Annotated in this window: 19 protein-coding genes; 7 read left to right on the top strand and 12 right to left on the bottom strand. The window is 75.2% G+C overall.

What is annotated here, in order from left to right; genetic code table 11:
* Window positions 1-54 precede the first annotated feature (54 nt).
* The 4 genes from ACFWJ4_RS25855 to ACFWJ4_RS25840 all read right to left on the bottom strand — a co-directional run bounded on the left by ACFWJ4_RS25855 (window position 55) and on the right by ACFWJ4_RS25840 (window position 3,583).
* A complete protein-coding gene (locus ACFWJ4_RS25855; protein WP_380547460.1) occupies window positions 55-1,302 on the bottom strand; it encodes an SIS domain-containing protein in 1,248 nt (415 codons plus the stop codon).
* 94 nt (window positions 1,303-1,396) lie between these two features.
* Window positions 1,397-1,579, bottom strand: a complete 183-nt coding sequence (locus ACFWJ4_RS25850) for a Trm112 family protein (protein WP_224284587.1) — start codon at window positions 1,577-1,579, stop codon at window positions 1,397-1,399.
* Between the two features lie 88 nt (window positions 1,580-1,667).
* Window positions 1,668-3,053 carry a phosphomannomutase/phosphoglucomutase gene (locus ACFWJ4_RS25845; protein WP_380547457.1) on the bottom strand — a complete coding sequence of 462 codons (1,386 nt, stop codon included), beginning with the start codon at window positions 3,051-3,053 and terminating at the stop codon, window positions 1,668-1,670.
* Between the two features lie 164 nt (window positions 3,054-3,217).
* Window positions 3,218-3,583 carry a DUF3499 domain-containing protein gene (locus ACFWJ4_RS25840; RefSeq protein WP_359910076.1) on the bottom strand — a complete coding sequence of 122 codons (366 nt, stop codon included), beginning with the start codon at window positions 3,581-3,583 and terminating at the stop codon, window positions 3,218-3,220.
* 164 nt (window positions 3,584-3,747) lie between these two features.
* Between ACFWJ4_RS25840 and ACFWJ4_RS25835 the strand changes: the two genes are divergently transcribed.
* Complete coding sequence (locus ACFWJ4_RS25835) at window positions 3,748-4,200, top strand: metallopeptidase family protein (RefSeq protein WP_359910079.1); 453 nt, start codon at window positions 3,748-3,750, stop codon at window positions 4,198-4,200.
* A 41-nt stretch (window positions 4,201-4,241) separates the two neighbouring features.
* Here ACFWJ4_RS25835 and ACFWJ4_RS25830 read toward each other — a convergent pair whose 3' ends face one another.
* From ACFWJ4_RS25830 to ACFWJ4_RS25820, 3 genes are all read right to left on the bottom strand, one after another.
* A complete protein-coding gene (locus ACFWJ4_RS25830) occupies window positions 4,242-5,978 on the bottom strand; it encodes a DUF5719 family protein (RefSeq protein WP_380547454.1) in 1,737 nt (578 codons plus the stop codon).
* Between the two features lie 6 nt (window positions 5,979-5,984).
* A complete protein-coding gene (locus ACFWJ4_RS25825) occupies window positions 5,985-9,863 on the bottom strand; it encodes a glycosyltransferase family 2 protein (protein ID WP_380547451.1) in 3,879 nt (1,292 codons plus the stop codon).
* A gap of 224 nt (window positions 9,864-10,087) precedes the next feature.
* Window positions 10,088-10,360 carry a WhiB family transcriptional regulator gene (locus ACFWJ4_RS25820; RefSeq protein WP_030062195.1) on the bottom strand — a complete coding sequence of 91 codons (273 nt, stop codon included), beginning with the start codon at window positions 10,358-10,360 and terminating at the stop codon, window positions 10,088-10,090.
* Between the two features lie 621 nt (window positions 10,361-10,981).
* Between ACFWJ4_RS25820 and ACFWJ4_RS25815 the strand changes: the two genes are divergently transcribed.
* Genes ACFWJ4_RS25815 through ACFWJ4_RS25805 form a run of 3 tightly spaced genes read left to right on the top strand, consistent with a single transcriptional unit; the run spans window position 10,982 to window position 13,965 of the window.
* Entirely contained in the window at window positions 10,982-11,623 is a 642-nt protein-coding gene (locus ACFWJ4_RS25815; protein ID WP_380547448.1) for a cysteine dioxygenase, read from the top strand.
* Between the two features lie 42 nt (window positions 11,624-11,665).
* The gene (gene cofD, locus ACFWJ4_RS25810) at window positions 11,666-12,676 is read left to right on the top strand and encodes a 2-phospho-L-lactate transferase (protein WP_380547445.1); all 1,011 of its coding nucleotides are present in this window, start codon (window positions 11,666-11,668) and stop codon (window positions 12,674-12,676) included.
* Complete coding sequence (locus ACFWJ4_RS25805) at window positions 12,673-13,965, top strand: coenzyme F420-0:L-glutamate ligase (protein WP_380547442.1); 1,293 nt, start codon at window positions 12,673-12,675, stop codon at window positions 13,963-13,965. Before cofD ends, ACFWJ4_RS25805 begins: the two co-directional genes overlap by 4 nt.
* 6 nt (window positions 13,966-13,971) lie before the next feature.
* On the opposite strand, the gene ACFWJ4_RS25800 is transcribed toward ACFWJ4_RS25805, so the two are convergent.
* The 3 genes from ACFWJ4_RS25800 to ACFWJ4_RS25790 form a co-directional block, all read right to left on the bottom strand.
* On the bottom strand, window positions 13,972-14,220 hold the full coding sequence (locus tag ACFWJ4_RS25800) for a type II toxin-antitoxin system RelE/ParE family toxin (RefSeq protein ID WP_380547439.1): 249 nt from the start codon (window positions 14,218-14,220) through the stop codon (window positions 13,972-13,974).
* A 16-nt stretch (window positions 14,221-14,236) separates the two neighbouring features.
* Window positions 14,237-15,148 carry a DNA-3-methyladenine glycosylase family protein gene (locus ACFWJ4_RS25795; RefSeq protein ID WP_380547436.1) on the bottom strand — a complete coding sequence of 304 codons (912 nt, stop codon included), beginning with the start codon at window positions 15,146-15,148 and terminating at the stop codon, window positions 14,237-14,239.
* A gap of 216 nt (window positions 15,149-15,364) precedes the next feature.
* Window positions 15,365-16,711 (bottom strand): N-acetylmuramoyl-L-alanine amidase, encoded by a 1,347-nt coding sequence (locus ACFWJ4_RS25790; RefSeq protein WP_380547433.1) that lies wholly within the window; start codon window positions 16,709-16,711, stop codon window positions 15,365-15,367.
* 104 nt (window positions 16,712-16,815) lie between these two features.
* On the opposite strand from ACFWJ4_RS25790, the gene ACFWJ4_RS25785 reads away from it, so the two are divergent.
* From ACFWJ4_RS25785 to ACFWJ4_RS25775, 3 genes are all read left to right on the top strand, one after another.
* Complete coding sequence (locus ACFWJ4_RS25785; protein ID WP_359910100.1) at window positions 16,816-17,607, top strand: TIGR03089 family protein; 792 nt, start codon at window positions 16,816-16,818, stop codon at window positions 17,605-17,607.
* 36 nt (window positions 17,608-17,643) lie between these two features.
* Window positions 17,644-18,930, top strand: coding sequence for an LCP family protein (locus ACFWJ4_RS25780; RefSeq protein WP_380547430.1), 1,287 nt, complete (start codon window positions 17,644-17,646; stop codon window positions 18,928-18,930).
* Between the two features lie 226 nt (window positions 18,931-19,156).
* Window positions 19,157-20,758, top strand: a complete 1,602-nt coding sequence (locus ACFWJ4_RS25775) for an LCP family protein (RefSeq protein ID WP_380547427.1) — start codon at window positions 19,157-19,159, stop codon at window positions 20,756-20,758.
* Here the strand turns inward: ACFWJ4_RS25775 and ACFWJ4_RS25770 are convergent, their stop codons facing one another.
* Together ACFWJ4_RS25770 and ACFWJ4_RS25765 are read right to left on the bottom strand one after the other, a co-directional pair.
* Window positions 20,759-21,373 carry an acyltransferase gene (locus tag ACFWJ4_RS25770; RefSeq protein WP_380547424.1) on the bottom strand — a complete coding sequence of 205 codons (615 nt, stop codon included), beginning with the start codon at window positions 21,371-21,373 and terminating at the stop codon, window positions 20,759-20,761.
* Between the two features lie 87 nt (window positions 21,374-21,460).
* Entirely contained in the window at window positions 21,461-22,501 is a 1,041-nt protein-coding gene (locus ACFWJ4_RS25765; protein WP_359910112.1) for a glycosyltransferase family 2 protein, read from the bottom strand.
* Window positions 22,502-22,632 lie beyond the last annotated feature (131 nt).

Raw genomic sequence — 22,632 nt, 5'->3', positions numbered from 1 at the left:
CAGCTCGTCGAGCGCTTACCGTACCGGCCCGGAGGTTCCACCCGGCCGACCGTCTCAGGACTGCGCGGCGAGCCCCAGGTAGACGGCGGCGAAGTCGGTCAGCGCGACCAGGTCGGCCAGCGCGTGCAGCGGGTCCGGCCGGGCGCTCGCGTACTCGGTCAGCCGGACGTCGTGCGCGGCGGCAAGCCGGTGCGCCCGGGTCACGCCGAAGCTGCGCGGCCCCGCGTCCTCCTCCGGCACCTCGGCCGGGCCGTCCTGCCCGTCCTCGGCCGCCGGGCCGGCCGCGCCCGGGGCGTGCCGCAGCAGCAGCACCTGAAGGTGCAGCGGGTCCGGCTCCTCGACCCGGTCGCGGAAGAAGTCGTCCGGATCGGCACCCGCGCCCAACTGACCGGTGAACATGCCGCGGTGGGCGGTGAGCACCTGCGGCAGCGGCCCGGCCAGCGCCGGGCGCCCGGCCCGGTCGGCCAGCTGGGCGGCGAACCGGGTCGCGGCCGCCCCCGCGATCGGGCCCTCGGCCCACAGCAGCGGGACCGTCCCGGCCAGCCGGGCGGCCAGGCCCTTCGCCGGGTTGGTGTAGGCGGCGGCGTCCGGACGGCAGCGCACGGCGGTGGCGTCCAGCAGGTCGGCGACGGCCGGCAGCGCGTCGTACGGGAGCTGGGTGAGGCCGATCTTCTGGGCCAGCGCCAGCAGCGGGGTGAGGTGGGACCAGAGCGCCGCCGGGTCCTCGGCCGGCAGGTCCGGCTCGGCCGCCACCACCGGCGCGAGGTCCTCGGAGGACGCCGAGGCCACGAAGGGCAGCGGCAGGGCGCGCACCTGCAGAGCGGCCTCGGCCAGCGCGCTGCCGGCCGGGGCGGTGACGACGATCGCGCAGCCGCGCGCGTACGCCTGCTCGGCGAGGCCGACCAGGCCCTGCTCGCCGCCGTCGGCGGAACTGATCACCAGCAGGTCCAGCGGGCCGGCCCAGCCGGGCAGCTGCCAGCCGAGCCCGGCGGTGAAGGCGGGCGGGGCGCCGGCCCGGTCGGCGCGCGGGGCGGCCGCCTCGGTCGGCGGCAGCGGGGTGACCAGGGAGGCCGTGCCGGCCAGCGCGGACAGCATCTCGGCGGCGGTCAGCGCGCTGCCGTGCCCGGCGACCAGGACGGACCGCGGCCGGCCGTCCGGACGCAGCCGGTCGAGCCCGGCCGCCTCGGCCCGGCGCAGCGCGGTGCGGACCCGTGCGCCCGCGCCGGCCAGGGCCAGCAGGGCGCGGTCGTGGTCGGCGCGCCGAAGGGCGGCCGGATCGTCGAGCAGGGTGTCGTCGAGCATGCGGCGAACCTCCGGCTGCGGTCCTCTGGGCGCGCGCTCCGCTGCGCGCCGGGCGGTCGGGGTGGGGCTTTCGCCCCGGGCAACGCCCCCAGCATCAGGCCGGGCGGCGGGCCTCGTCCACCAGGAGGACCGGAATGCCCTCGCGGACCGGGTACGCGAGGCCGCAGTCCGCGCCGGTGCAGACCAGCTCGGGCTGCTCCTCGGTGCCGCCCTCGGCGAGCGCGGCCCGGCACTGCGGGCAGACCAGGATCTCCAGCAGGAAGGATTCGAGCTTCATGGGGCTCTCCAAAGTTCGGGGGTGGCACGGAGGTGCCCCGGCCGATAGGAAACCCTACCGGCCGGGGCACCGGGGCCCGTGATCAGGCTCAGCCGCGGACGACGGCGAGCACGCCGTCGCGCAGCTCGGCCATCTTCGCCGGGTCCTTGGCCTCGACGTTCAGGCGCAGCAGCGGCTCGGTGTTGGAGGCGCGCAGGTTGAACCACCAGTCCGGGCCGGCCACGGTCAGGCCGTCCAGCTCGTCCACCGTGGTGCCCTCGGCGCCGGCGAAGGCGGCGCGGACGGCGGCCGTGCTGGCGGCCTGGTCGGCCACGGTGCTGTTGATCTCGCCGGAGGCCGCGTAGCGGTCGTACTCGGCGGTGAGCGCGGACAGCGTGCCCGGCTGCCCGCCGAGCGCGGCCAGCACGTGCAGGGCGGCCAGCATGCCGGTGTCGGCGCGCCAGAAGTCGCGGAAGTAGTAGTGCGCGGAGTGCTCGCCGCCGAAGACGGCGTCGGTCTCGGCCATCTCCTGCTTGATGAAGGAGTGGCCGACCCGGGTGCGCACCGGCTTGGCGCCGAGCTCGCGGACCACCTCGGGGACGGTCCAGGAGGTGATCAGGTTGTGGATGACCGTCGGCTCGGCCTCGCCGGCGGCGCGGGCGCGGGCAATCTCGCGGACGGCCACCAGGGCGGTGATCGCCGACGGGGAGACCGGCTCGCCGCGCTCGTCCACGACGAAGCAGCGGTCGGCGTCGCCGTCGAAGGCCAGGCCCAGGTCGGCGCCGACCTCGCGGACCCTGGCCTGGAGGTCGACAAGGTTCTTCGGGTCGAGCGGGTTGGCCTCGTGGTTCGGGAAGGTGCCGTCCAGCTCGAAGTACATCGGCACGAGGTCGATCGGCAGGCCGTCGAAGACGGTCGGCACGGTGTGGCCGCCCATGCCGTTGCCGGCGTCCACCGCGACCTTGAGCCGGCGGATCCCGGTGAGGTCGACCAGGCCCAGCAGGTGGTCGGCGTAGCCGCGCAGGGTGTCCTGGGCGGACAGCTCGCCCGGCTTCACGTCCTTGGCCGGGACGGTGACGGTGTCGTCCTCGGCGGTCCAGGACTCGACCAGCTCGCGGATCTCGGTCAGGCCGGTGTCCTGGCCGACCGGGGCGGCGCCGGCCCGGCACAGCTTGATGCCGTTGTACTGGGCCGGGTTGTGGCTGGCGGTGAACATCGCGCCGGGCAGGTCCAGCTTGCCACTGGCGTAGTACAGCTGGTCGGTGGAGCACAGCCCGATCTGCACCACGTCGGCGCCGTAGGCCGCGGCGCCCTCGGCGAAGGCCAGGCTCAGCGCCGGGGAGGAGGGCCGCATGTCGTGCCCGACCACGATCGCGGACGCGCCGGTGACCTGCACGAACGCGGCACCGAAGGCCCGGGACAGGCTCTCGTCCCACTGGTCCGGGACGACGCCCCGGACGTCGTACGCCTTCACGAGCTGCTTGAGGTCGCGCACTGCGGCTCCACCCTGGTCTTAGGACTGATCACGGAACGTCTGGGCCACCGCGCGTCGGATCGACGGGCGCGGTGACGGTAGACGGGCAGCGTACCCGGGCCGGACGAACACCCCGTGCCGGGTTGGTCCCGATCAGGCACGATCCGCCCGGCGGGCCCCGGTCCTCAGTTGTCGGGCGAGCGCAGGACCCGGAGGTGGCCGCGGCGGCCGCCCTCGGTGGACTCGCCCTCGGGGCCGCGGCCCTGACGGGGGTTCTGCGGGCGGGCGGCCTCGCGCACGGCGTTGGCCAGCGCCTCCAGGTCGTCGCTGCTGCGGCGCAGCGGCCCGGCCTCGGCGGCGAGCCGGACGACCTCCCAGCCGCGCGGGGCGGTGAGGCGCTCGGCGTGCTCGGCGCACAGGTCGTAGCAGTGCGGCTCGGCGTAGGTCGCGAGCGGGCCGAGGACGGCGGTGGAGTCCGCGTAGACGTACGTCAGCGTCGCGACGGCCGGCCGGCCGCACGCGGTCCGCGAACAACGACGTACAGAGCTCACGAGGGTGGACGGTACCGCACTCCTCGCCGGGGAGCGAAGACCGCCTGCCCGGAAGGGGTGCCGTGTCGCACCGCGGGCGCCGGGGCCGCGTATCCAACGCCCCGTGCGATTCCCCGCCGGAGTGGTCCACTTCCGACCGTCCAAGGACTACCCTCGGCAGTGATATGGACAGCTCCGCACCGCAGTCATCGACAGGCCCGGCGCGCCGCCCCCGGCACCGCGACCGGCACGGGCGGGGCCTGCGCGGCCCGCTGGCGCCGCCCCAGGTGCCGATCTCGCTCACCCGCTCCGAACTGTTCGACGACTACGTGCGCGAGTCGGTGGAGCGCCTCGAGCGGCGTTGGCCGCAGTTGATCGAGGTGGAGTTCGCCGTCCAGGAGGTGCCGCTGCACGAGCCGGACGGCGCCGACGCCGAGGACGGCGTGCCGCTGGGGCGGGTGTCGCCCGGCAAGCAGGGGCACAAGAGCCAGATCGTGGTGTACCGGCGGCCGGTGGAGATCCGGGCGAAGACCCGCGAGGACCGCGCGGCGCTGGTGCACGAGATCCTGATCGAGCAGGTCGCCGAGCTGCTGGGGCTGTCCCCGGACGCCATCGACCCGCGCTACGACGAGGACTGATCCCTCCGGGGCGGCACCAAGGGTGCCGCCCCGTCGGCTGCTCAGCGCAGGACGACGCCCGGATCCTGGCCGGCCTGCGGGACCTTGACGGTGCTGCGGTCGTCGCGCAGCGCCTGGACGGTGAACATCGGCACGTCCTTGGCCGGCAGGGAGAGCATCCGGGCGGCCACCACCGGGCCGCCGGAGACGGTTTCCACGGTGAGCGCGAAGACACCGTTCAGCCCGGCGGGCTCGGGCGCCGGGAGGGCGACCGTGCCGCCGGCCGGGACCTGGACCTCCTTGGTGGCCGGGGTGCCGCCGCCGCTGCCGGCCGAGGCGGTGACCCGGACGGTGGCGGCCTCGCCGCTGGAGGTCAGGTAGAGCGTGGAGGCGCCGGCCCGGTTGTCGGCGACGGTGGCGCGGGCTCCGACCGGGTTGCTGCCGGTGAGCCAGGCCGCGTCGGTCTTGCCGTTGGCCGCCGCCCGGTCGATCCGCAGTCCGGCCACGATCGGGGTGCGGTGCTTGTCGTCGCTGGGCGACAGCCGCAGCCCGGCGACCTCGTCGCGGGTGACCTTGCCGAGGTCGACGGCGGCCACCATGCCCGCCTTGACGTGGATCGACTCGTTGCCGGCCGGGCTGAACCAGCCGTTCTTGCCGGACAGCTGGATCTTCAGGTCGGCGTCGTCCTCCGGCGGCGCCCAGACCACCAGGCGGGCGGAGGCGGTGTCGGCGGGCAGGCCGGGCAGCACCTGGACGGGGGCCGGGTCGGCCGAGGCCGGGATCCAGTCCGCGCCCTTGCCGCCGTCGGCGGCGTGCAGCGCGGCGCCGACCCGTCCCGAGCGCACCACCACGTGCACCGCGAGGTCGGCGACCGCGCCCTTGCTGATGGTCGACAGCAGGACGGCCTGGGAGCTGCCGGGCGCGACGGTGATCCCGTTGGCCGAGTCGTTGTCGATCAGGCCCTTGTCGCCGTACAGCTTGATGTCCACCACCGCGGCGGAGGACTCGGTGTTGACCAGGCTGACGTAGTCGACCCGGTCGCCGGCGGTGCTGGCCCCGGCGAACCAGAAGCCGGTCCCGGCCGGGGCGCAGGTGAGGCCGGACAGGCCGAGGCCGCGCTGCTCGGTGACCACCGTGGTCTGGGTGACGGTGAAGCCGGGGGCGAGGGCGCCGGTGGCGACCGCCCCGGTGCCGGGCGCGGCGTCGCCGTTGGCGGCCGGGCCGGTGGCCGGGGTTCCGGGCTTGGGCACCGTCAGCCGGGCGTCGGCGGGCGCCGCGTTCTTGTCCTGGGCCGGGGCGGCGGGGGCGCCCGAGCCGGTCGGGGCCGGGGCGGCGGGGGCCGCCGGGGTCGCCGGGGCGGCGGTCGGCTGGGCGGCGGGCACGGCCGGCGCGGCCGCGTCGGAGAGCCAGCCGGCCCCGCCGGTGGCGGAGCCCGTCCCGGGCGGGGTGTAGGCGGTGAGCGTGGTCGAGCCGGTCAGGCTCTGGATCGGCTGCGGGCAGACCACCGAGGTCCGCTCGACCTGCTCGGTGGTGGGGGCGGCTCCGGTGGCCGCCTTGGCCGGGGCGGCCGGCGGGCGCACCTCGGCGATCCCGAACACCGCCGCGAGCACCACGGCCGCGGCGAGCAGGGACGGGGTGGTCCTGGCCCCGCCGCCGGCCCCTGCGGCCCCCCCGGCGAACGGGCTGCGGCCGGGCCGGGCGGCCGGGGCCGGCCCGGTCGGCTCCGCCGGGAAGGCGGGCCCGGCCGGCCCGGCGGCCTCGCCGGCGCCGGACTTCTTCCTGAATGCGGGCTTCTTCATCGCGGGTCAGCTCCCCGATCCGTGCTGGTGCGGGTACCGGCCGGGGCCGTTGGGGTCGTTCGGGTCGTAGTAGGGCTCGCCCTGCTGCTGGCCAGGCAGCCAGGGCTGCTGCTCCGGCTGCTGCTGGTGGCCGTCGTACCCGTGGGCGTCGTAGCCGTACGGCTGCTGCTGTTCGGGCTGGTACGGCTGCTCGTAGCCCTGCGGCCGGGTGCCGTCGTACCCGTGGTTCTCGTAGCCGTGGGCGTCGTAGCCCTGGCCGCCGTACGGCGCGGCGACCGGCTGCTGGGCCGCGTACTGGTCGTAGCTGTACGGGTCGGCCTGCTGGTACGCCTGGTACGGGTCGGTGTACTGCTCGGCGTCCTGGATGGCGGCGGCCGCCTGGACGGCTCCGGTCACCGGCTCGCCGGCGGGCTGCGCCGGGATCGCGCCCGGCCGGTCGTACACCCCGGACTCGTCGGCACCGCCCTCTGCACCGTCGGCGCCCTCGCCGCCTTCGCCGCGCTCGGCCATCCGGCGGGCCCGGCGGCTGCCGGGGGCGGGGGCCTGCGCCTGGGCGGCGGCGGCCAGCGCGGCGGCCGCGACGGCCTCCTCGGGCAGGTCGTCGTCCTTGTGGCTGCGGCGGCCGGGCAGGGCCAGCACCAGGATGGTGAGGCCGAGCAGCACCTGGGCCCAGATCCAGCCGGTGTGGGCGGCACCGCCCTCCCGGGTGACGGCCAGCTTGCCGCCGGCGGCCGGGAGCTTGAAGCCCTGCGCCCAGCCGTCGACCGTGGTGGGCTCCAGCGCGGTGCCGTCCACGGTGGCCTTCCACTCCGAGGCGGCGGACTCGGCGAGCCGCAGCACCCGGCCGTCCGGACCGGCCGGGACGGTGGCGGACAGGTCGCGGGCCCCGGACGGGACGACCACCGGGTTGGCGCCCGGGGCGGTGATCACCGCGCGGACCGCGGGGGTGCCGTTGACCTGCCAGAGCGCGGCGGCGCCGTCCTGGTTGGCCTTGACCAGGCCGGGGGTGGTGTCCAGGACGTCCTTGAAGACGTCGATCACCGGCTGCTGGACCAGCACGTAGGCGATGCCGTAGCCGGCCAGCGCGCTCGCCTGGTCGGCACCGGACCCGGCCAGCAGGCTGCCGACCATCTTGTTCAGGCCGTCCTGGGTGCCGGACGCCGGGTCGACGGTGGACTCGGCCTGGCCGAGCGTCAGCCCGGCGCCGCGCAGCACGGTGTAGCGGACCGCGCCGCCGCTCTTCTCCCCGGTGACGACCAGGGTGCGGGCCCGGTCGGTGGTGCCGGCCTCCTCGGCGATGAACGCGGGGACCTGGTCGGCCTGGCCGCGGTGCAGCGGGCCGCCGGCGCCGGTCAGCGCCCACCACAGGCCGGTGCCCAGCGGCGCCAGCACGGCCGTGGCCACCACCAGGGCGGCCACCGGCTGGCGCCAGCCGAAGGCGATCCCGGCCACGCGGGCGTTGGCGCCGTCGGCGCCGATCGCGGCGGCGGCCAGCAGGGCGATGCCGGCGATCAGGGTGGCCGGACCGGCCCAGGCGGGCACCGCCGGGCCGCCGGAGGCCGGGGTGACGGAGGTGCCCGCCACCGCGACCGAGAAGACCAGGCCGGCACCGGCCGCACCCCAGGCGACGAGCACCGCGCGGCGGCGGTCGGCGCGCAGCAGCGCGGCCAGCGCGGCGAGCACGACACCCGCCGAGAGCCAGATCGGCGGCACGCCGGCGCCGCCCGGGTTGACCAGCAGCAGGCCGGCCGCGCTCGCGCCGCTGCCGTGCAGGCCGGGCAGCCCGGCCTCCAGCAGCAGCCGCTGCGGGTGCGACAGCACCGCGAGCGACCACGGCGCCAGCACCACGACGGGCACCGCCAGGATCACCAGGACGCGCAGGCCGAGCAGGCGCAGCGCCGCGCCGCCGGAGCCGAAGGCGCCGCCGCGCAGCACCGCGACGACCAGCATCGCCAGGCAGAGCGGCACCGCGAGCGCCCAGGTCAGCGGGACGAAGGCGGTGGCCAGGGTGAGCAGCAGGACGGCCATCCAGACCGGGCGCCAGCCCGGGCGGGCGCCCTTGGCGGCGCTCTCGTCCCGGATGCCGAGGCCGGCCGCGATGGCGGCGGCGCGGGCCAGCGGCGGCAGCAGCACGGCGAGCACGGCGGTGCCGATCCGGCCCTGGGCGAGCGCGCCGGTCGCGGCGGGCAGCAGCGCGTAGGTGGCGCTGGCCCAGGCGCGGACCACCTTGGAGTCCAGCAGCGGCCGGGACACCAGGTAGGCGCTGACCGCGGCCAGCGGGACGGCGAGCACCACGATCAGGGTGAGCGCGAGGTCGGCGTGGTCGAAGAGCAGCCAGGAGAGCACGGCCAGCACGCCGAGGTACGGCGGCGCGGCGGCGGTGGAGCCGGTGCCGACCGGGTGCCAGGCGTCCGCGTACATCGACCAGAGGCCGCTGGCCCCGTCGGCCGCGGGCAGCAGGGCGCCGCCGAACAGCTCGCCGCTGCCGAACAGGCCGCGGCAGGCGATCAGGGCGAACACCAGCACGGCCGCGAACAGCACCGGCGCCGGGCGCCGGGCGAGCTTCTTGAGCAGCGCGAACTGCTCGACGACCAGGTCCTCGGCGTCCTCGTCGCCGCCGGCCTCGGCCGAGCCGTGCCGGCCGCTGTCGTCGCCGCCCCCTATCCCGAGCGAACCGACGACGCCCTCGACCGCCAGCCGGGTGGTGGCGCCGGGGGCCGGGAAGAGCGTGCGGTCGTCCAGGGCGTCCGCCGCCCGGGACCGGGCACGGCGCTTGCGCGCGGCCAACAGCCTCGGGAAGCGGACGAGTTCGTGGCCGAGGCCGGCGAGTTCGTCGAAGGCCTGGCGCGGGTCCTTGCCGAGCAGGTTGGTGACGGCCCGCAGCAGGGTGCCGAGCACCAGCCGCAGCAGGACGTAGGGGAAGAGCGCGCCCTTGCAGTTGGTGAGCAGGGTGTAGACCGCGCCGGCCTTGTCCACCCGGTGCGGGTGGGAGGGGCCGCAGTCGATCGCGCGGCGCTCGCGGGAGGACGCCTCGGCGTGCCGCAGCACGGCGTCGGGGGCGACCACCACGCGGTGGCCGGCGGCGTTGACCCGCCAGCAGAAGTCGGTGTCGTCCCGCATCAGCGGGAGGGCCCTGTCGAAGCCGCCGAGCTCCTCGAAGACGTCCCGGCGCACCAGCATGCCCGCGCTGGAGACGGCGAGCACCGGGCGGACCTGGTCGTGCTGGCCCTGGTCCTGCTCGCGGCGGTCCAGGCCGGTCCAGCGGCGCCCGGAGTGGGCGATGGTGACGCCGACCTCCAGCAGCTGGCGGCGGTCGTACCAGCTGCGCAGCTTGGGGCCGACCACGGCGGCGCTGGGGGTGGAGTCGGCGACCTGGAGCAGCCGGCGCAGCGCGTCGGTCTGCGGTTCGCAGTCGTCGTGCAGCAGCCAGAGCCATTCGACCGGCCGGGTCTCGCGGGGGCCGCCGCGGCCGAGGTCGTCCTCCTGGGCGAGCGGGTCGCCGAAGTCGTCCCAGCCGCCGGTGACCGGGTCGTAGCCGGAGGGGTCGAGCCGGTACGGCAGGTCTTCCGGACGCAGGGGCGCGCTGCTCGACACGGCCTCGGCGACGGCGGTGCCGAAGCCGGCCCGGCGGCCGAGGACCAGCGGGCCGCTGTCCGGCAGCCAGTCGGCGAGGGTGTCGGCGAGCAGTTGCGGAGAGTTGTCGGTGGATCCGGTGTCGACGGCGAGGATCCGCTGGACCTGGCGGTCCTGACCGAGCAGGCCGGCCATGGCCTGCGGCAGCCAGCGGGCGCCGTCGTGCGAGACGATCACGGCGGTGACCAGGTGGCGCGGGTAGGCGGGCGGCCGGGAAGCGGTGGAGCCGCTCTGGTGGCTGTAGACGGTCATCGCGTGCGCGGGCCCCAGTTCTCGGTGGACACAGCCGGTGAACGGCAACCGGATGGCGCACCACACTAACGGCTCCGGGTGGCCGCTTCGTCCGGGGTGTGCGTGCGGAGACCGTGAAGGGGGCCCCGGGAACACGAAAGCGCCCCACCACCGCGGTGAGGCGCCCGTACGGCTGTGCGGCTGTCCGTCGCTGTCGAAGGGTCAGCGAGGGTCGGGGCCGCCCGTCAGACCGCGCTCTTCTTGAGCCGGCGGCGCTCGCGCTCGGAGAGACCGCCCCAGATGCCGAAGCGCTCGTCATTGGCGAGCGCGTACTCCAGGCACTCGGAGCGGACCTCGCAGGCGAGGCAGACCTTCTTGGCCTCGCGGGTCGAGCCGCCCTTCTCGGGGAAGAAGGACTCGGGGTCGGTCTGGGCGCACAACGCGCGCTCCTGCCAGCCGAGTTCCTCCTCGTCCTCCGCGATGCCGTCCCCGATCAACAGCTCAAAGAGCTCGCTCATGTGGCGCGCCTCCTCTGCCCCTACTTGGCGTCCCCGTGGTTGCCGTTGCCTCGTGCGGCCGACGACACGAGTGAAATTACAGTTGCGTCACTCTGGCCCAGTCAAGCCGAGCTCTGGTATTGGGGCCGGGATTCACTCCCTGGCACCAAGCCGTTACGAATAGTGTACATATCCGGACACATCGGACCTTCTGCCTCAAGGTCCTGAACAGTGCCGAACCATCCGCAACCATTCAGCAGGTGACGCCCGGTCACCGCCACAGGCCGGTCATCGGGCTGCCTTCCCGGCGATCTTCCCATCGAAACATAGAGAGTGATGAATCACCCCATCAGGGAAAGATCCGGACCTAACCCACTCGAATGCCGCATCCTTTGGTTTGACACCGCCCCCGCGGATGCGGTGTCCTTGCTTCTATGTCAGAGTTCGCCAGCCCCCGGAGCGGTTCCACCCTCCGCCGTGCCGTGAACTCTTGTTGTCGCCTCTGTTCCTGCTGTATCTAGGCGCCCGCGTCCCACCGCGCGCCGCCCCCAGGAAGCACAGAGGCCGCCCGCGATTCCCGTCCCAGGACATCCGGATCCGGCCGATCCCACGAACCGGCCGACTCCTCCGAGGACGACTCCCGTGCGCATGATCCGCATCCGCAAGCGGAACCGCGACCGCAACAAGCTCGCCCACCGCGGCCCCGCCACCGCCCCTACCGGCACCCCCGCCGGCCCCCGGACCCGCCAGTGGGCCGACGGCCTCAGCGACGTCTCCATCGCCGGCGACCCGCTCGCCTTCCCGCACCTGGCCCGCACCGACCTGCCGGCCCACCCCACCACCGTCGCCGGGTACGCCCGGCTGGTGCGCGAGATCGCCGCCGACCGCACCCGCTGGGAGCCGCTCGTCCGCTACGACGCGCTGACCCGCTGGTACGCCCGGCTGGAGACCGGCCCCGGCTACGAGGTCTGGCTGCTCAGCTGGCTGCCCGGCCAGTCCAGCGGCTTCCACGACCACGGCGAGTCCTCCGGCGTGATGAGCGTCGTCAAGGGCGAGCTGATCGAGCGCTCCCTCACCCACGCGGGCGAGGGCGCCCGCGCCCTGCGGCCCGGTGGGCAGCGCGTGTTCTCCTCCGGCTACCTGCACGAGGTCGTCAACGGCGCGCTCGAACCCGCCGTCTCCATCCACCTCTACACCCCGGGCCTGACCGAGATGAACCAGTACGGCGCCGCCGCCGTCCCCGAGCAGCACCCCGAGCAGCAGGCACAGGCCGGGTCGCACTGATCACGGGCTGACGGAGGGTCCGACCGTGGCAGGATGAGTCCCATGCGCATCGTGGCACTGGCAGGCGGAATCGGCGGGGCGCGCTTCCTGCGCGGACTCCGCGCGGCGGTCGGACCGCAGGACGAGATCACCGTCATCGGCAACACCGGCGACGACATCCACCTCTACGGCCTCAAGGTCTGCCCCGACCTCGACACCGTGATGTACACCCTCGGCGGCGGCATCCACGAGGAACAGGGCTGGGGCCGGACCGACGAGACCTGGTCCATCAAGGCCGAGATGAAGGCGTACGGCGTCGGCCCCGAGTGGTTCGGGCTCGGCGACCGGGACTTCGCCACCCACCTCGTGCGCAGCCAGATGCTCACCGCCGGGTACAGCCTCACCCAGGTCACCGAGGCGCTGTGCGTGCGCTGGAAGCCGGGCGTGCGACTGCTGCCGATGAGCGACGACCGGGTCGAGACCCACGTGCGGATCACCGACGAGCAGGGCACCCGGGCGATCCACTTCCAGGAGTACTGGGTCAAGCTGCACGCCGCGGTGGACGCCGAGGCGATCGTCGCGGTCGGCGCGGACACCGCCAAGCCCGCGCCCGGCGTGCTGGAGGCGATCGCCGGGGCGGACGTCATCCTCTTCCCGCCGTCCAACCCGGTGGTCTCGATCGGCACCATCCTCGCCGTCCCCGGCATCCGGGAGGCGGTCGCCGCCGCGCCCGCGCCGGTCGTCGGGCTCTCCCCGATCATCGGCGGGGCGCCGGTGCGCGGCATGGCCGACAAGGTGCTCGCCGCCGTCGGCGTCGAGGCCACCGCGGAGGCGGTCGCGCTGAACTACGGCAGCAGGGCGGCGCTGCGAAGCGGCCCGGGCGAGAGCGGAGACGGGCGAGGGGCGGGCCTTCTCGACGGGTGGCTGGTCGACAGCGCCGACGAGGCCTCGGTGGCCGCCGTCGAGGCCGCCGGGATCGCCTGCCGGGCCGTCCCGCTGCTGATGACCGACATCGAGGCCACCGCCGAGATGGCGCGCACCGCGCTGGCGCTGGCGGAGCAGGTGCGGAAGTGACGCTGGAGGTCCTCGGAGTCGGCGGCATCCCCGAGATCGAGGCGGGGGCGGACCTGGGCGAGCTCATCGCCAAAGCGGGGACGTACCAGGACGGCGACATCCTGCTGGTCACCTCGAAGATCGTCAGCAAGGCCGAGGACCGGCTGCTGCACGCCACCGACCGCGATGACGCGATCGACGCCGAGACCGTCCGACTGGTCGCCCGGCGCGGACCGATCCGGATCGTGGAGAACCGCAACGGCTTCATCATGGCCGCCGCCGGGGTCGACGCCTCCAACACCGCCCCCGGCACCGTACTGCTGCTGCCCGAGGACCCGGACGCCTCCGCGCGGGCGCTGCGGGCCCGGCTCCAGCAGCTCACCGGCCGCCGGCTCGCCGTCGTCGTCACCGACACCTTCGGACGGCCCTGGCGCAACGGGCTGACCGACGTCGCGATCGGCGCCGCGGGCCTCTCCGTCCTGGAGGACCACCGGGGCCGCACCGACAGCCACGGCAACCAGCTGGAGATGACCGTCACCGCGACGGCCGACGAACTCGCCGCCGCCGCCGACCTGGTGAAGGGCAAGGCCACCGGCGTCCCGGTGGCGGTCGTGCGCGGACTCGGGCACCTCGTCACCGCCGAGGACGGCGAGGGCGTCCGGCCACTGGTCCGGCCCTCCGTCGACGACATGTTCCGGCTCGGCACCTCCGAGGCGCTGCGGCAGGCCGTCACCCTGCGGCGCACCGTCCGCTCCTTCACCGCGGAACCGGTCGACCCGGCCGCCGTCCGCCGCGCCGTCGCCGCCGCCGTCACCGCGCCCGCCCCGCACCACACCACGCCGTGGCGGTTCGTGCTGCTGGAGTCGGCGGACACCCGGGTGCGGCTGCTCGACGCGATGCTCGCCGCCTGGCAGCGCGACCTGCGCGAACTCGACGGCTGGGACGAGGCGAGGATCGCCCGGCGCACCGCCCGCGGCAACGTCCTGCGCGACGCCCCCTACCTGGTGGTGCCCTGCCTGGTGACGGACGGCTCGCACGACTACCCCGACCCGCGCCGGGCCACCGCCGAACGGGAGATGTTCACCGTCGCCGTCGGCGCCGCCGTGCAGAACCTGCTGGTCGCGCTCACCGGCGAGGGCTACGGCTCCGCCTGGGTCTCGTCCACCATGTTCTGCCGCGACACCGTGCGCGAGGCGCTGGACCTCCCGGACGACTGGGACCCGATGGGCGCCGTCGCCGTCGGCCGCCCCGCCGAGCCGCCGAAGGCCCGCCCGGAGCGCGGCGCCGACGCCTTCATCGCGGTGCGGTAGGGAGGTTCAGAGACCGCGGTGGACGTCGCGGCGATTGCCGACGTGAACGACGAGGATCACCAACACGTCGCCGCGCACCTGATGGATCACCCGGAAATCACCGACGCTGAGCCGGTAGAGGTCATCGTTGCCGGCCGGCTTCTTGACGTCGGGTCCGTCGGCGAACGGGTCGTCCCCCAGCTCGGTGAGGGCGGTGAGGCAGCTCGGCCATGGTGACGGTCGGATCGTCCAGATGCTTCCGCAGAACGTGTGCACCAGGAGGGTTTCCGGGTCAGCGGCGGCGGTGGTCGTTGGGGGTCAGGCGCGGGCCGTAGCGGGGGGCGTGGACGCCGGTGGCCAGCAGGAGGCGGCATACGCGGTAGCGCTGGGGACGGTAGGGCTCCAGCAGCGCCAGCATCTGGGCGTCGTCGCTGCGGGGGCGGCCGGCCAGGGCCCAGCCGACCAGATCGGGCAGGTGGAAGTCCCCGACCGAGACCGCGTCCGGATCGCCGTTGCTGCGCTGCAGGGTCTCGGCGGCCGTCCAGACCCCGATGCCCGGGACGGCGGTGAGGCGGGCGAAGGCCTCCTCGTGGCCCATCGCCGAGGCCTCCTCCAACCGCGGCGCCAGCCGGACCGCGCGCATGATCGTCGCCGAGCGCTTCGGGTCCACGCCCGCCCGGTGCCACTCCCAGCTCGGCACCAGCGCCCACTCGCGGGCCGACGGTGCCACCCGCATGCCCTCGGCCGGGCCCGGCGCCGGGGTGCCGAAGTCCCGCAGCAGGGTGCGCCAGGCGCGGTAGGCCTCGTCGGTGGTGACCTTCTGCTCCAGGATCGCCGGGACCAGCGACTCCAGCACCAGACCGGTCCTGGCCAGCCGGACCCCGGCGGTACGGCGCTGGGCGTCCCGCAGCGGGCCGGGCGGCAGGACCAGCGCCTCCGGGGCGTCGTCGGCGCCGAGCAGGGTGGGGAGGCGGTCGAGGAGCCAGTCCGCACCCGGGCCCCAGGCACTCGCCTCGACCTCGCCGGCGGCCGGACGCGGCAGCACCCGCAGGGTGCCGATGCCGGCCGGGGTGCGGGAGGCGCGCCAGACGGCGCCGTCACCGGTGCTGCGGTACGCCGGATCGGCGGGGCCCCGGCGCAGCGGGAGCAGTGTGCGGGCCACGTCCAGCGGGAAGCCCGGGCGCCAGCGCCGTACCGCTTCCACCGCTGTCGCCTCCCGCGTCGCCTCCGGACATGAACGATACGCGCGGGGTCGGACAGACCCGCGGGGGCGGCGAGCGGGACGACGGGGGTCCGCCGGACGACATCGCCTCCCCGGCCCTTCCCCGTGCCCGGTCGGGACACGGGGAAGGGGCGGGGAGGAGCGGTGCGCGCGGGGTCGGACGGGCCCGGGGCGGCACCGGCCGGACGCGGCGAGAGGTCAGCGGGTCTGGAGGAGGGCGGCCGCGGTGCGCAGAGCGGGGAGCAGGGCGTAGAGGGCGTTGCCCGGGCACTCGGTGGCGACGGCGTCGCGGTGTCCGGAGACGGCGTCGAACTCGACGACGCTGCCCCTGGGGTAGCGGCTGGCGCCCGAGGAGGAGGTGAGCTTGGTACGGCCGTCGGCGGGTTGGGCTTCGAGGCCGAGCTTCCAGGCGGCGAGCGCGGCGAGGCCGTCGACGAGCGGCTGGGGCGGCCGGCCGTCGACATAGGTGCCGAGCGCGGCGACGCCGGAGGAGTCGGCGTTGAAGCCGAGGGTGTGGGCGCCCTGGACGGACCGCTCGACGCCGCCCGCCCGGCCCTCGTAGACGGTGCCGCAGCGGTCGACCAGGAAGTTGTAGCCGATGTCCCGCCAGCCGTTGGTCTTCACGTGGTACTGGTAGATCGCCCGGATCACCCGGGGGGCGTCGGCGCAGGCGTAGTCCGTGGCGGTGTCGGTGTGGTGGACGAAGACCTCGCGGACCGGGCCGGTGTACACGAAGTCCCGCTCGCGCAGTGACTCGTCGGCCCCCCAGCCGGCCCGGGTGACGATCGTCGGGCGCGGAGCCTGGCCCTTGGGCCCCGGCTCGGTGGACGGCCCCGTCGGCGGGTTCGCGGGCGGCTCCGTCGGCGCCCCGTTCGTCGGGTCCGTCGGCGGATTCACGGGAGACCCGGTCGGCGGATCTGTCGGCGAGGCCGTCGGCGGGTTCGCGGTCGGGTCCGTCGGCGACCCGGTCGGCGGGTCCGTCGGCGGATTCACGGGAGGCCCGGTCGGCGGGTCCGTCGGCGGATTGGCGGGCGGGTCCGTCGACGGCCCGGACGGCGGCTCCGCGGGCAGGGTCCGTACGCCCGCCGGGGCGGCCCCGTTCCCCGGGTCGACCAGGTCGAGCCGCAGCCCGGCCGGGACTCCGGCGGGCCCGGGCCGGACCTCGACCGCGACGCCGTCGCTGCGGCCGGTCCAGAGCGGGGCGGTGGCGCCGTGCGCCGGGTGGTCGGGGCCGTCCTCGGGACCGGCCTCCAGCCGGTGCCAGGCACTCCAGCGGCCGGTGGCCGCGTCCCGGGTGCGGACCCGGAGCACCGCCCCGGCGAGGGCGTCCGCCGGGCCGTCCCAGCCCAGGCCGAGGAGTTCGAACGGTCGGGTGCCGCGCGCGGCGAGGCCGGTCCCGGCGGGCAGCGGGAAGGTGGTGGTCGAGCCGCCGCCGGCGAACTCGCGGCGCTGCGGCGTCGGCGAGGGGGTCGCGGTGGCAGCGGGTTGGAGCAGGAGGGCGGCGGTGCATCCGGCGAGCAGGGCGGCCGGGAGTGAGAGGCGCATAAACCGGATCGTCGCCGCAAACCGGACCGCCCGCCACGCCGCTCCGCGCCCGTTCGGCCGCCCCTCCCGGCCTCCCACCCGAAGGCCGTAGGCTGGGGCGCACCATGACTGCGCCTTTCGCTGCCGATGCCCGCACCCCCGTCGAGCTGCTGCACGCATTCCTGCGCGGCGGCACCCCTTCGGTCGATCCCGCGGCCCCGCTGGTCACCTTCTACGACGACGCCACCGGCGAACGGGTGGAGCTCTCCGCCCGCACCTTCGACAACTGGGTCGCCAAGACCGCCAACCTCCTCCAGGACGAGCTGAACGCCGGCCCCGGCGACCGGGCGGCGCTGCTGCTGCCCGCCCACTGGCAGAGCGCCGTCTGGCTGCTGGCCTGCTGGTCGGTCGGGGTAGCGGCGGTCCCGGGCGGTGACCCGGCCGCCGCCGACCTGGTGGTCAGCGGCCCGGACGGGCTGGAGGCCGCCCAGGCCTGCGAGGGCGAGCGGGTCGCGCTCGCCCTGCGCCCGCTCGGCGGCCGCTTCCCGCAGCGTCCGGAAGGGTTCCTGGACTACGCCGCCGAGGTGCCCGGCCAGGGCGACCGCTTCGCGCCGTACTCCCCCGTCGCCCCGGACGGGCAGGCGCTGGAGACCGCGGTGGACGGGCTGCCGCTGAAGCTGACGGGCGAGCAGACCGTGGCGCTGGCCCGGGAGGGCGCGGCGCGGCTCGGCCTGAAGCCCGGTGACCGCGTCCTGTCCACCCTCGCGTACGACGACTGGGCCGGTCTGGAGGCCGGTCTGCTGGCGCCGCTGGCGGCCGGTGCCTCGGTGGTGCTGTGCCGCAATTCGCAGGCGCTGGACGCCGGGCAGTGGGAGAAGCGGACGGAATCCGAACGGGTGACACTGCGCCTCGGCTAACCCCCGGCGCGGGCCCGGCGGGTAGGGATCGCTGCCATGGCCGAGGACGACACCGCGCACCCCCCGACCGGCACTCCCCCGGCGAACGGCCCCGCACAGGACGGCCCGCCGACCGACACCCCTCCCGACGGGACCGGACGCCCGCGACGGCGCCGGCGGTGGTTGATGATCACCGCCGGCGCCGTCGCGTTCCTGCTGGTCGCCACCGGCGCGCTGCTCTGGATCGCCTACCGCAAGCTGGACGGCAACATCCGCACCGACTCGGCCACCGACCGGCTGCTCGCCCGGCTGGAGGCCGAGCGGCCGAGCCGCACCGCCGGGGCGCGGGGCGCCGAGAACATCCTGCTGATCGGCAGCGACGACCGCTCCGGCGCGAACGCCTCGTACGGCGGTGGGAGCGGCACCGAGCGCTCGGACACCACGATCCTGCTGCACCTGGCCGCCGACCGCAGGCACGCGACGGCGGTCTCGGTGCCGCGCGACGTCATGGTCTCCGTCCCCGCCTGCGAGAAGCCGGACGGCACCCGCAGCAAGCCCGCGCTGATGCAGTTCAACCGGGCCTTCGAGACGGGCGGTCCGGCCTGCTCCATCCGGACCGTCGAGAAGCTGAGCGGCATCCGGATCGACCACTACGTGATCCTCGACTTCAGCGGCTTCAAGACGATGGTGGACGCGATCGGCGGGGTCGAGGTGTGCGTGCCGCAGCCGATCCACGACAAGGACGCCAGGCTCGACCTGCCCGCCGGCCGGCATACCCTGCACGGCGAGCAGGCGCTCGGCTACGTCCGGGCCCGGGAGAGCCTGGGCGACGGCAGCGACACCCAACGCATGGGCCGCCAGCAGCAGTTCCTGGCCGCGCTGATCCGCAAGGCGCAGTCGCAGGGCGTGCTGCTGAACCCGGCGAAGCTGTGGCCGGTGCTGGACGCCGCGACCTCCTCGGTGCGGGCGGACGGCGGGCTGTCCTCGCTCGGCGCGCTGTACGACCTCACCCAGGACCTGCGCGGCGTCCCCTCGGCGGACGTGGTCTTCCTGACCGCGCCGCGCCGCCCGTACCGCTACGACTCGGACCGGGACGAGTTCGTGCAGCCGCAGACCGGCCAGTTGTTCGCGGCGCTGCGGGACGACCGGCCGGTCGCCGTCCGGCCGCCCGGGTCCTCGCCCTCGTCGGGCCCGTCCCCGTCCCCGTCCCCGGGCTCCGGCCCGACGGCCGAGGCGGCGGCGGCGGTGACGGCCTCGGCGACGGCGACCGCGTCACCCTCCGCGAGCGCCGCGCCCACCTTCGAGGGACGCACCGCCGACGTGGACGCCTGCGCCCCGCACTGAACCGGCCGGCCCCCGACCGCACCGGCGCACCCCGGTCCGGCCCCGTCGGCCGATCCGGACGTTTCCGCAATTGCTCGGCCACGAGCGGTATTTATCCCCGCCCTGCCGGAACATGGCGGAGATCACACCGGGAACGACTCCCCCGTTCGGCTCGTCTAGTGTGTCCGGATCGGCCCGTCCGTACGGGCGGTCCGCAGCCGTGACCGGTCGAAGGTAGGGAACCCCCGTGCACGAGGAGCAACCGGAAGGCGGCCGGTACCGGGTCGACCCGGCTCCCGGCGTCCCCCGGCAGCGCCGGCGGGCCGTCGAGGCACCGGCGGCACCGGCCCCGGAGGGCCGCCGGGACAGCCGGCGGCGGGCGGCCGCGCTCGCCAAGCGCAGCCGGCGCCGACGGGCGCTCAAGTGGACGGCCGGGGCGGGCGCCCTGGTGATGGTGGCGGGCTGCGGCGGGGCGTACTACCTGTACCGGCACTTCAACGACAACCTGACCTCGGTCAAGGTCCAGCTGGGCGACGAGTCCGAGCGGCCCCCGGCCGCCGGGGACGCGCTGAACATCCTGGTGATCGGCACGGACAGCCGGGAGGGCCTCGGCCGGGAGTACGGCGACGAGGGCAGCACCGGGCACGCCGACACCACGCTGCTGTTCCACATCGCCAAGGACCGCACCAACGCGACGGTGATCAGCCTCCCGCGCGACCTGATGCTGCCGATCCCGGAGTGCCAGAACGCCCAGGGGAAGAAGATCCAGGGCTCGGCGCGGGAGGAGTTCAACAACAGCCTCGGCCAGGAGGGGCGCGACGCGGGCTGCACCTGGAAGACCGTCGAGAAGAACACCGGGATCCGGGTCGACCACTTCGTGCAGGTCAACTTCGAGGCGGTGAAGACCCTGTCCACCGCCGTCGGCGGGGTCGAGGTCTGCGCGGCCAAGGACATCAACGACTCCGGCTCCCACCTCAAGATGACCAAGGGCCGGCACGTGGTCCAGGGCGAGGAGGCGCTGGCCTTCGTCCGCACCCGGCACGCGGTCGGCCAGGGCGGCGACCTCACCCGGATCCCGCTCCAGCAGCAGTTCATCAGCTCGATGATCCGCAAGATCAAGAGCGACGACACCCTGACCAGCCCGACCAAGCTCTACAAGCTCGCGGACGCCGCCACCAAGGCGCTCACCGTGGACTCCGGCATCGGCAGCGTGGACAAGCTCAAGGACCTCGCGCTGGACATCAGCAAGGTGGACACCAAGAACATCACCTTCACCACCGCGCCCGTCCTGGACGACCCCAAGGACGAGAACCGGGTGATCCTCAAGCAGCCGGACGCCGGGCAGCTGTTCGCGATGGTCGCGGCCGACCGCTCGCTGACCGAGACCGCCGCCCCGCCGAGCGCCCCGCCCGCCGCCGAGGCCCCGGCCACCGGCGCCGCGACCCCGCCGCCCGCCCCGGCCGCCACCACCCAGCCCGTCTCCGGCAAGGGCGTCCAGCTGACGGTGCGCAACGGCAGCGGCACCCGCGGACAGTCCGGGCCGACCGTGGAGAAGCTCCGGGCGAAGGGCTTCGACAAGGCCGTGGTGGGCAGCGACGCGCCGCCCGCCGAGACCACCACGGTGTCCTACCCGTCCGGCCGGGAGGCCGAGGCCCAGGCCCTGGCCGCCGCCCTCGGCCTGCCCGGCGACGCCGTCCGGCCGGCCGCGAAGTCGGACCCGAAGGGCGGGCTGCTGCTGGTGCTCGGCAAGGACGTGCTGGCCGCCGCCAACCCGGCGGCGGTGCCCACCGAGGCACCCGAGGACCTCCAGCGGGTCCAGGCGGACGACACCGACGTCTGCGCCAAGTAGCTAGCCGGGCAGGAGGGTTCCGCCCTCCTCGCGGTACCGCTCGGAGGTCCGGGGGCACTGCCAGCCGCCGTCCCCGGTGGGCCGCAGCGGCTCGCCGGCCCGGCCGACCCAGCCGATCCGGCGGGCCGGGACACCGGCGACCAGCGCGTAGTCCGGGACGTCCCGGTGCACCACCGCGCCGGCCGCGACCAGCGCCCAGCGGCCGACCGTCACCCCGGCGACCAGCACCGCACGGCCGCCGATCGAGCAGCCCCGACGGAGCGTCACCCCCTCGGCCCGCCAGTCGTGTTGGCCCTTGGGGCGGCCCTCGGGAGTGACCGCGCGGGGGTACCGGTCATTGGTGAGGACGGCGGCCGGGCCGATGAACACCCCGTCCTCGACCACCGCCGGCTCGTACACCAGCGCGTGGTTCTGCACCTTGACCCGGTCCCCGATCCGCACGCCGGGGCCGACGTACGCGCCGCGGCCGATCACGCAGTCCGCACCGACCACCGCGTCCTCGCGGACCTGGGCGAGATGCCAGACCGCCGTCCCGGCGCCGATCGCGGCCCGTTCGTCGACGTCCGCGCTCGGCTCGATCCGGGCCGCACCCGCCCCGTCCTCAACTGTCGCCATGCGCACCGACGATAGCGGCGCCGCACGGCGCCGCGGGCCGCCGGGACGAATCAGCGGGCGCCAGGGCGGGTCTGACGCGCCCCGGGATCAACCCGTCTTCGAGAGCACGTCCTTGGAGGACGGGCCGACGCTGGCGATCACTCTTCGGGCCAGCGAGCGCGGAGAGGTCAGGAAGCCGAAGCCCCAGCTGAGGTGCATGGTCGCGAAGGCCACCGGCAGCAGCGCCCTGGCCTTGAACGACAGCCCCCGGCCCTCGACCGCGGCGCCGCCGAGGATGCCCATCAGGTACGCGCCGGGCACCGCCAGGAAGGCCGGGTGGACGGCGGCGCCGAGCACCAGCCCGAGGACGACCGCCGCCAGCGCGGCCGGCGGGGCGAGGTAGCGCATGTTGACCGAGCCGCGGTGGTAGCGGGTGACCACCCGGCGCCAGCGGCCGTAGTCCTTGTACTGCTTGGCCAGCGCCCGCACCGAGGGGCGGGGCCGGTACGTCACCTTGAGCTGCGGGGTGAACCAGACCAGGCCGCCGTCCTGACGGATCCGGTAGTTCAGCTCCCAGTCCTGGGCACGGATGAACTCCTCGTTGTAGCCGCCGAGCTTCTCCAGCACCTCGCGCCGGAACACCCCGAGGTAGACGGTGTCCGCCGGGCCGGCCAGGCCGCCGGTGTGGAAGGCCGCGTTCCCGACGCCGATCTTGGAGGTCATCGCGGCGGCGACCGCGTGCTCCCACTCGGTCTCGCCCTCGGCGTGCATGATGCCGCCGACGTTGGCCGCCTCCATCTCGCCGAGCAGCCGGACCGCCGTGGTGATGTAGCCGGGGGTGAGCAGGCCGTGGCCGTCCACGCGCACGACTATCGGGTGCCGTGAGCCCCGGATCGCGGCGTTCAGCCCGGCCGGCGTCCGGCCGGTGGGGTTCGCCACCGTCCGCACCCGCGGGTCCTCGGCCACCAGCTCGGCCGCGATCTCCGCGGTGCGGTCGGTGGAGGGGCCGAGGGCGATCACCACCTCCATCGGCCCGGGGTACTCCTGGTCCAGGATGCGGCGGACCGCCGTGCGCAGGTGACGTTCCTCGTTGAGCACCGGCATGATCACGGAAACAGCCGGCAGCTCCTCAGCAGCCTTGGTGTTCATCGGGGCCAACCGTACCGGTGCGGACGCGTCCCCGTCTTGTCCCGGTCTGGGCGGCCGGGGACGCCTCGCGGCGCGGCACCGGTGCTGTGATCAAGAACACCGTACTCCCCCTTACGCGCGGGCCGGAAGCG

Origin of the sequence: Kitasatospora sp. NPDC127067, from assembly GCF_042724755.1 — a bacterium.
In the GTDB taxonomy this organism is placed as follows: Bacteria; Actinomycetota; Actinomycetes; order Streptomycetales; family Streptomycetaceae; genus Kitasatospora; species Kitasatospora lactacystinica.
Note: the sequence above shows the minus strand (reverse complement) of the source record. Positions and strands in the feature narration are given on the sequence as shown.

Coding starts and splice junctions, on each gene's coding strand:
- ACFWJ4_RS25855 (WP_380547460.1), bottom strand. CDS start 1,302: ATGCTCGACGACACCCTGCTCGACGATCCGGCCGCCCTTCGGCGCGCC.
- ACFWJ4_RS25850 (WP_224284587.1), bottom strand. CDS start 1,579: ATGAAGCTCGAATCCTTCCTGCTGGAGATCCTGGTCTGCCCGCAGTGC.
- ACFWJ4_RS25835 (WP_359910079.1), top strand. CDS start 3,748: ATGGACAGCTCCGCACCGCAGTCATCGACAGGCCCGGCGCGCCGCCCC.
- ACFWJ4_RS25830 (WP_380547454.1), bottom strand. CDS start 5,978: ATGAAGAAGCCCGCATTCAGGAAGAAGTCCGGCGCCGGCGAGGCCGCC.
- ACFWJ4_RS25825 (WP_380547451.1), bottom strand. CDS start 9,863: ATGACCGTCTACAGCCACCAGAGCGGCTCCACCGCTTCCCGGCCGCCC.
- ACFWJ4_RS25820 (WP_030062195.1), bottom strand. CDS start 10,360: ATGAGCGAGCTCTTTGAGCTGTTGATCGGGGACGGCATCGCGGAGGAC.
- cofD (WP_380547445.1), top strand. CDS start 11,666: ATGCGCATCGTGGCACTGGCAGGCGGAATCGGCGGGGCGCGCTTCCTG.
- ACFWJ4_RS25790 (WP_380547433.1), bottom strand. CDS start 16,711: ATGCGCCTCTCACTCCCGGCCGCCCTGCTCGCCGGATGCACCGCCGCC.
- ACFWJ4_RS25785 (WP_359910100.1), top strand. CDS start 16,816: ATGACTGCGCCTTTCGCTGCCGATGCCCGCACCCCCGTCGAGCTGCTG.
- ACFWJ4_RS25780 (WP_380547430.1), top strand. CDS start 17,644: ATGGCCGAGGACGACACCGCGCACCCCCCGACCGGCACTCCCCCGGCG.
- ACFWJ4_RS25770 (WP_380547424.1), bottom strand. CDS start 21,373: ATGGCGACAGTTGAGGACGGGGCGGGTGCGGCCCGGATCGAGCCGAGC.
- ACFWJ4_RS25765 (WP_359910112.1), bottom strand. CDS start 22,501: ATGAACACCAAGGCTGCTGAGGAGCTGCCGGCTGTTTCCGTGATCATG.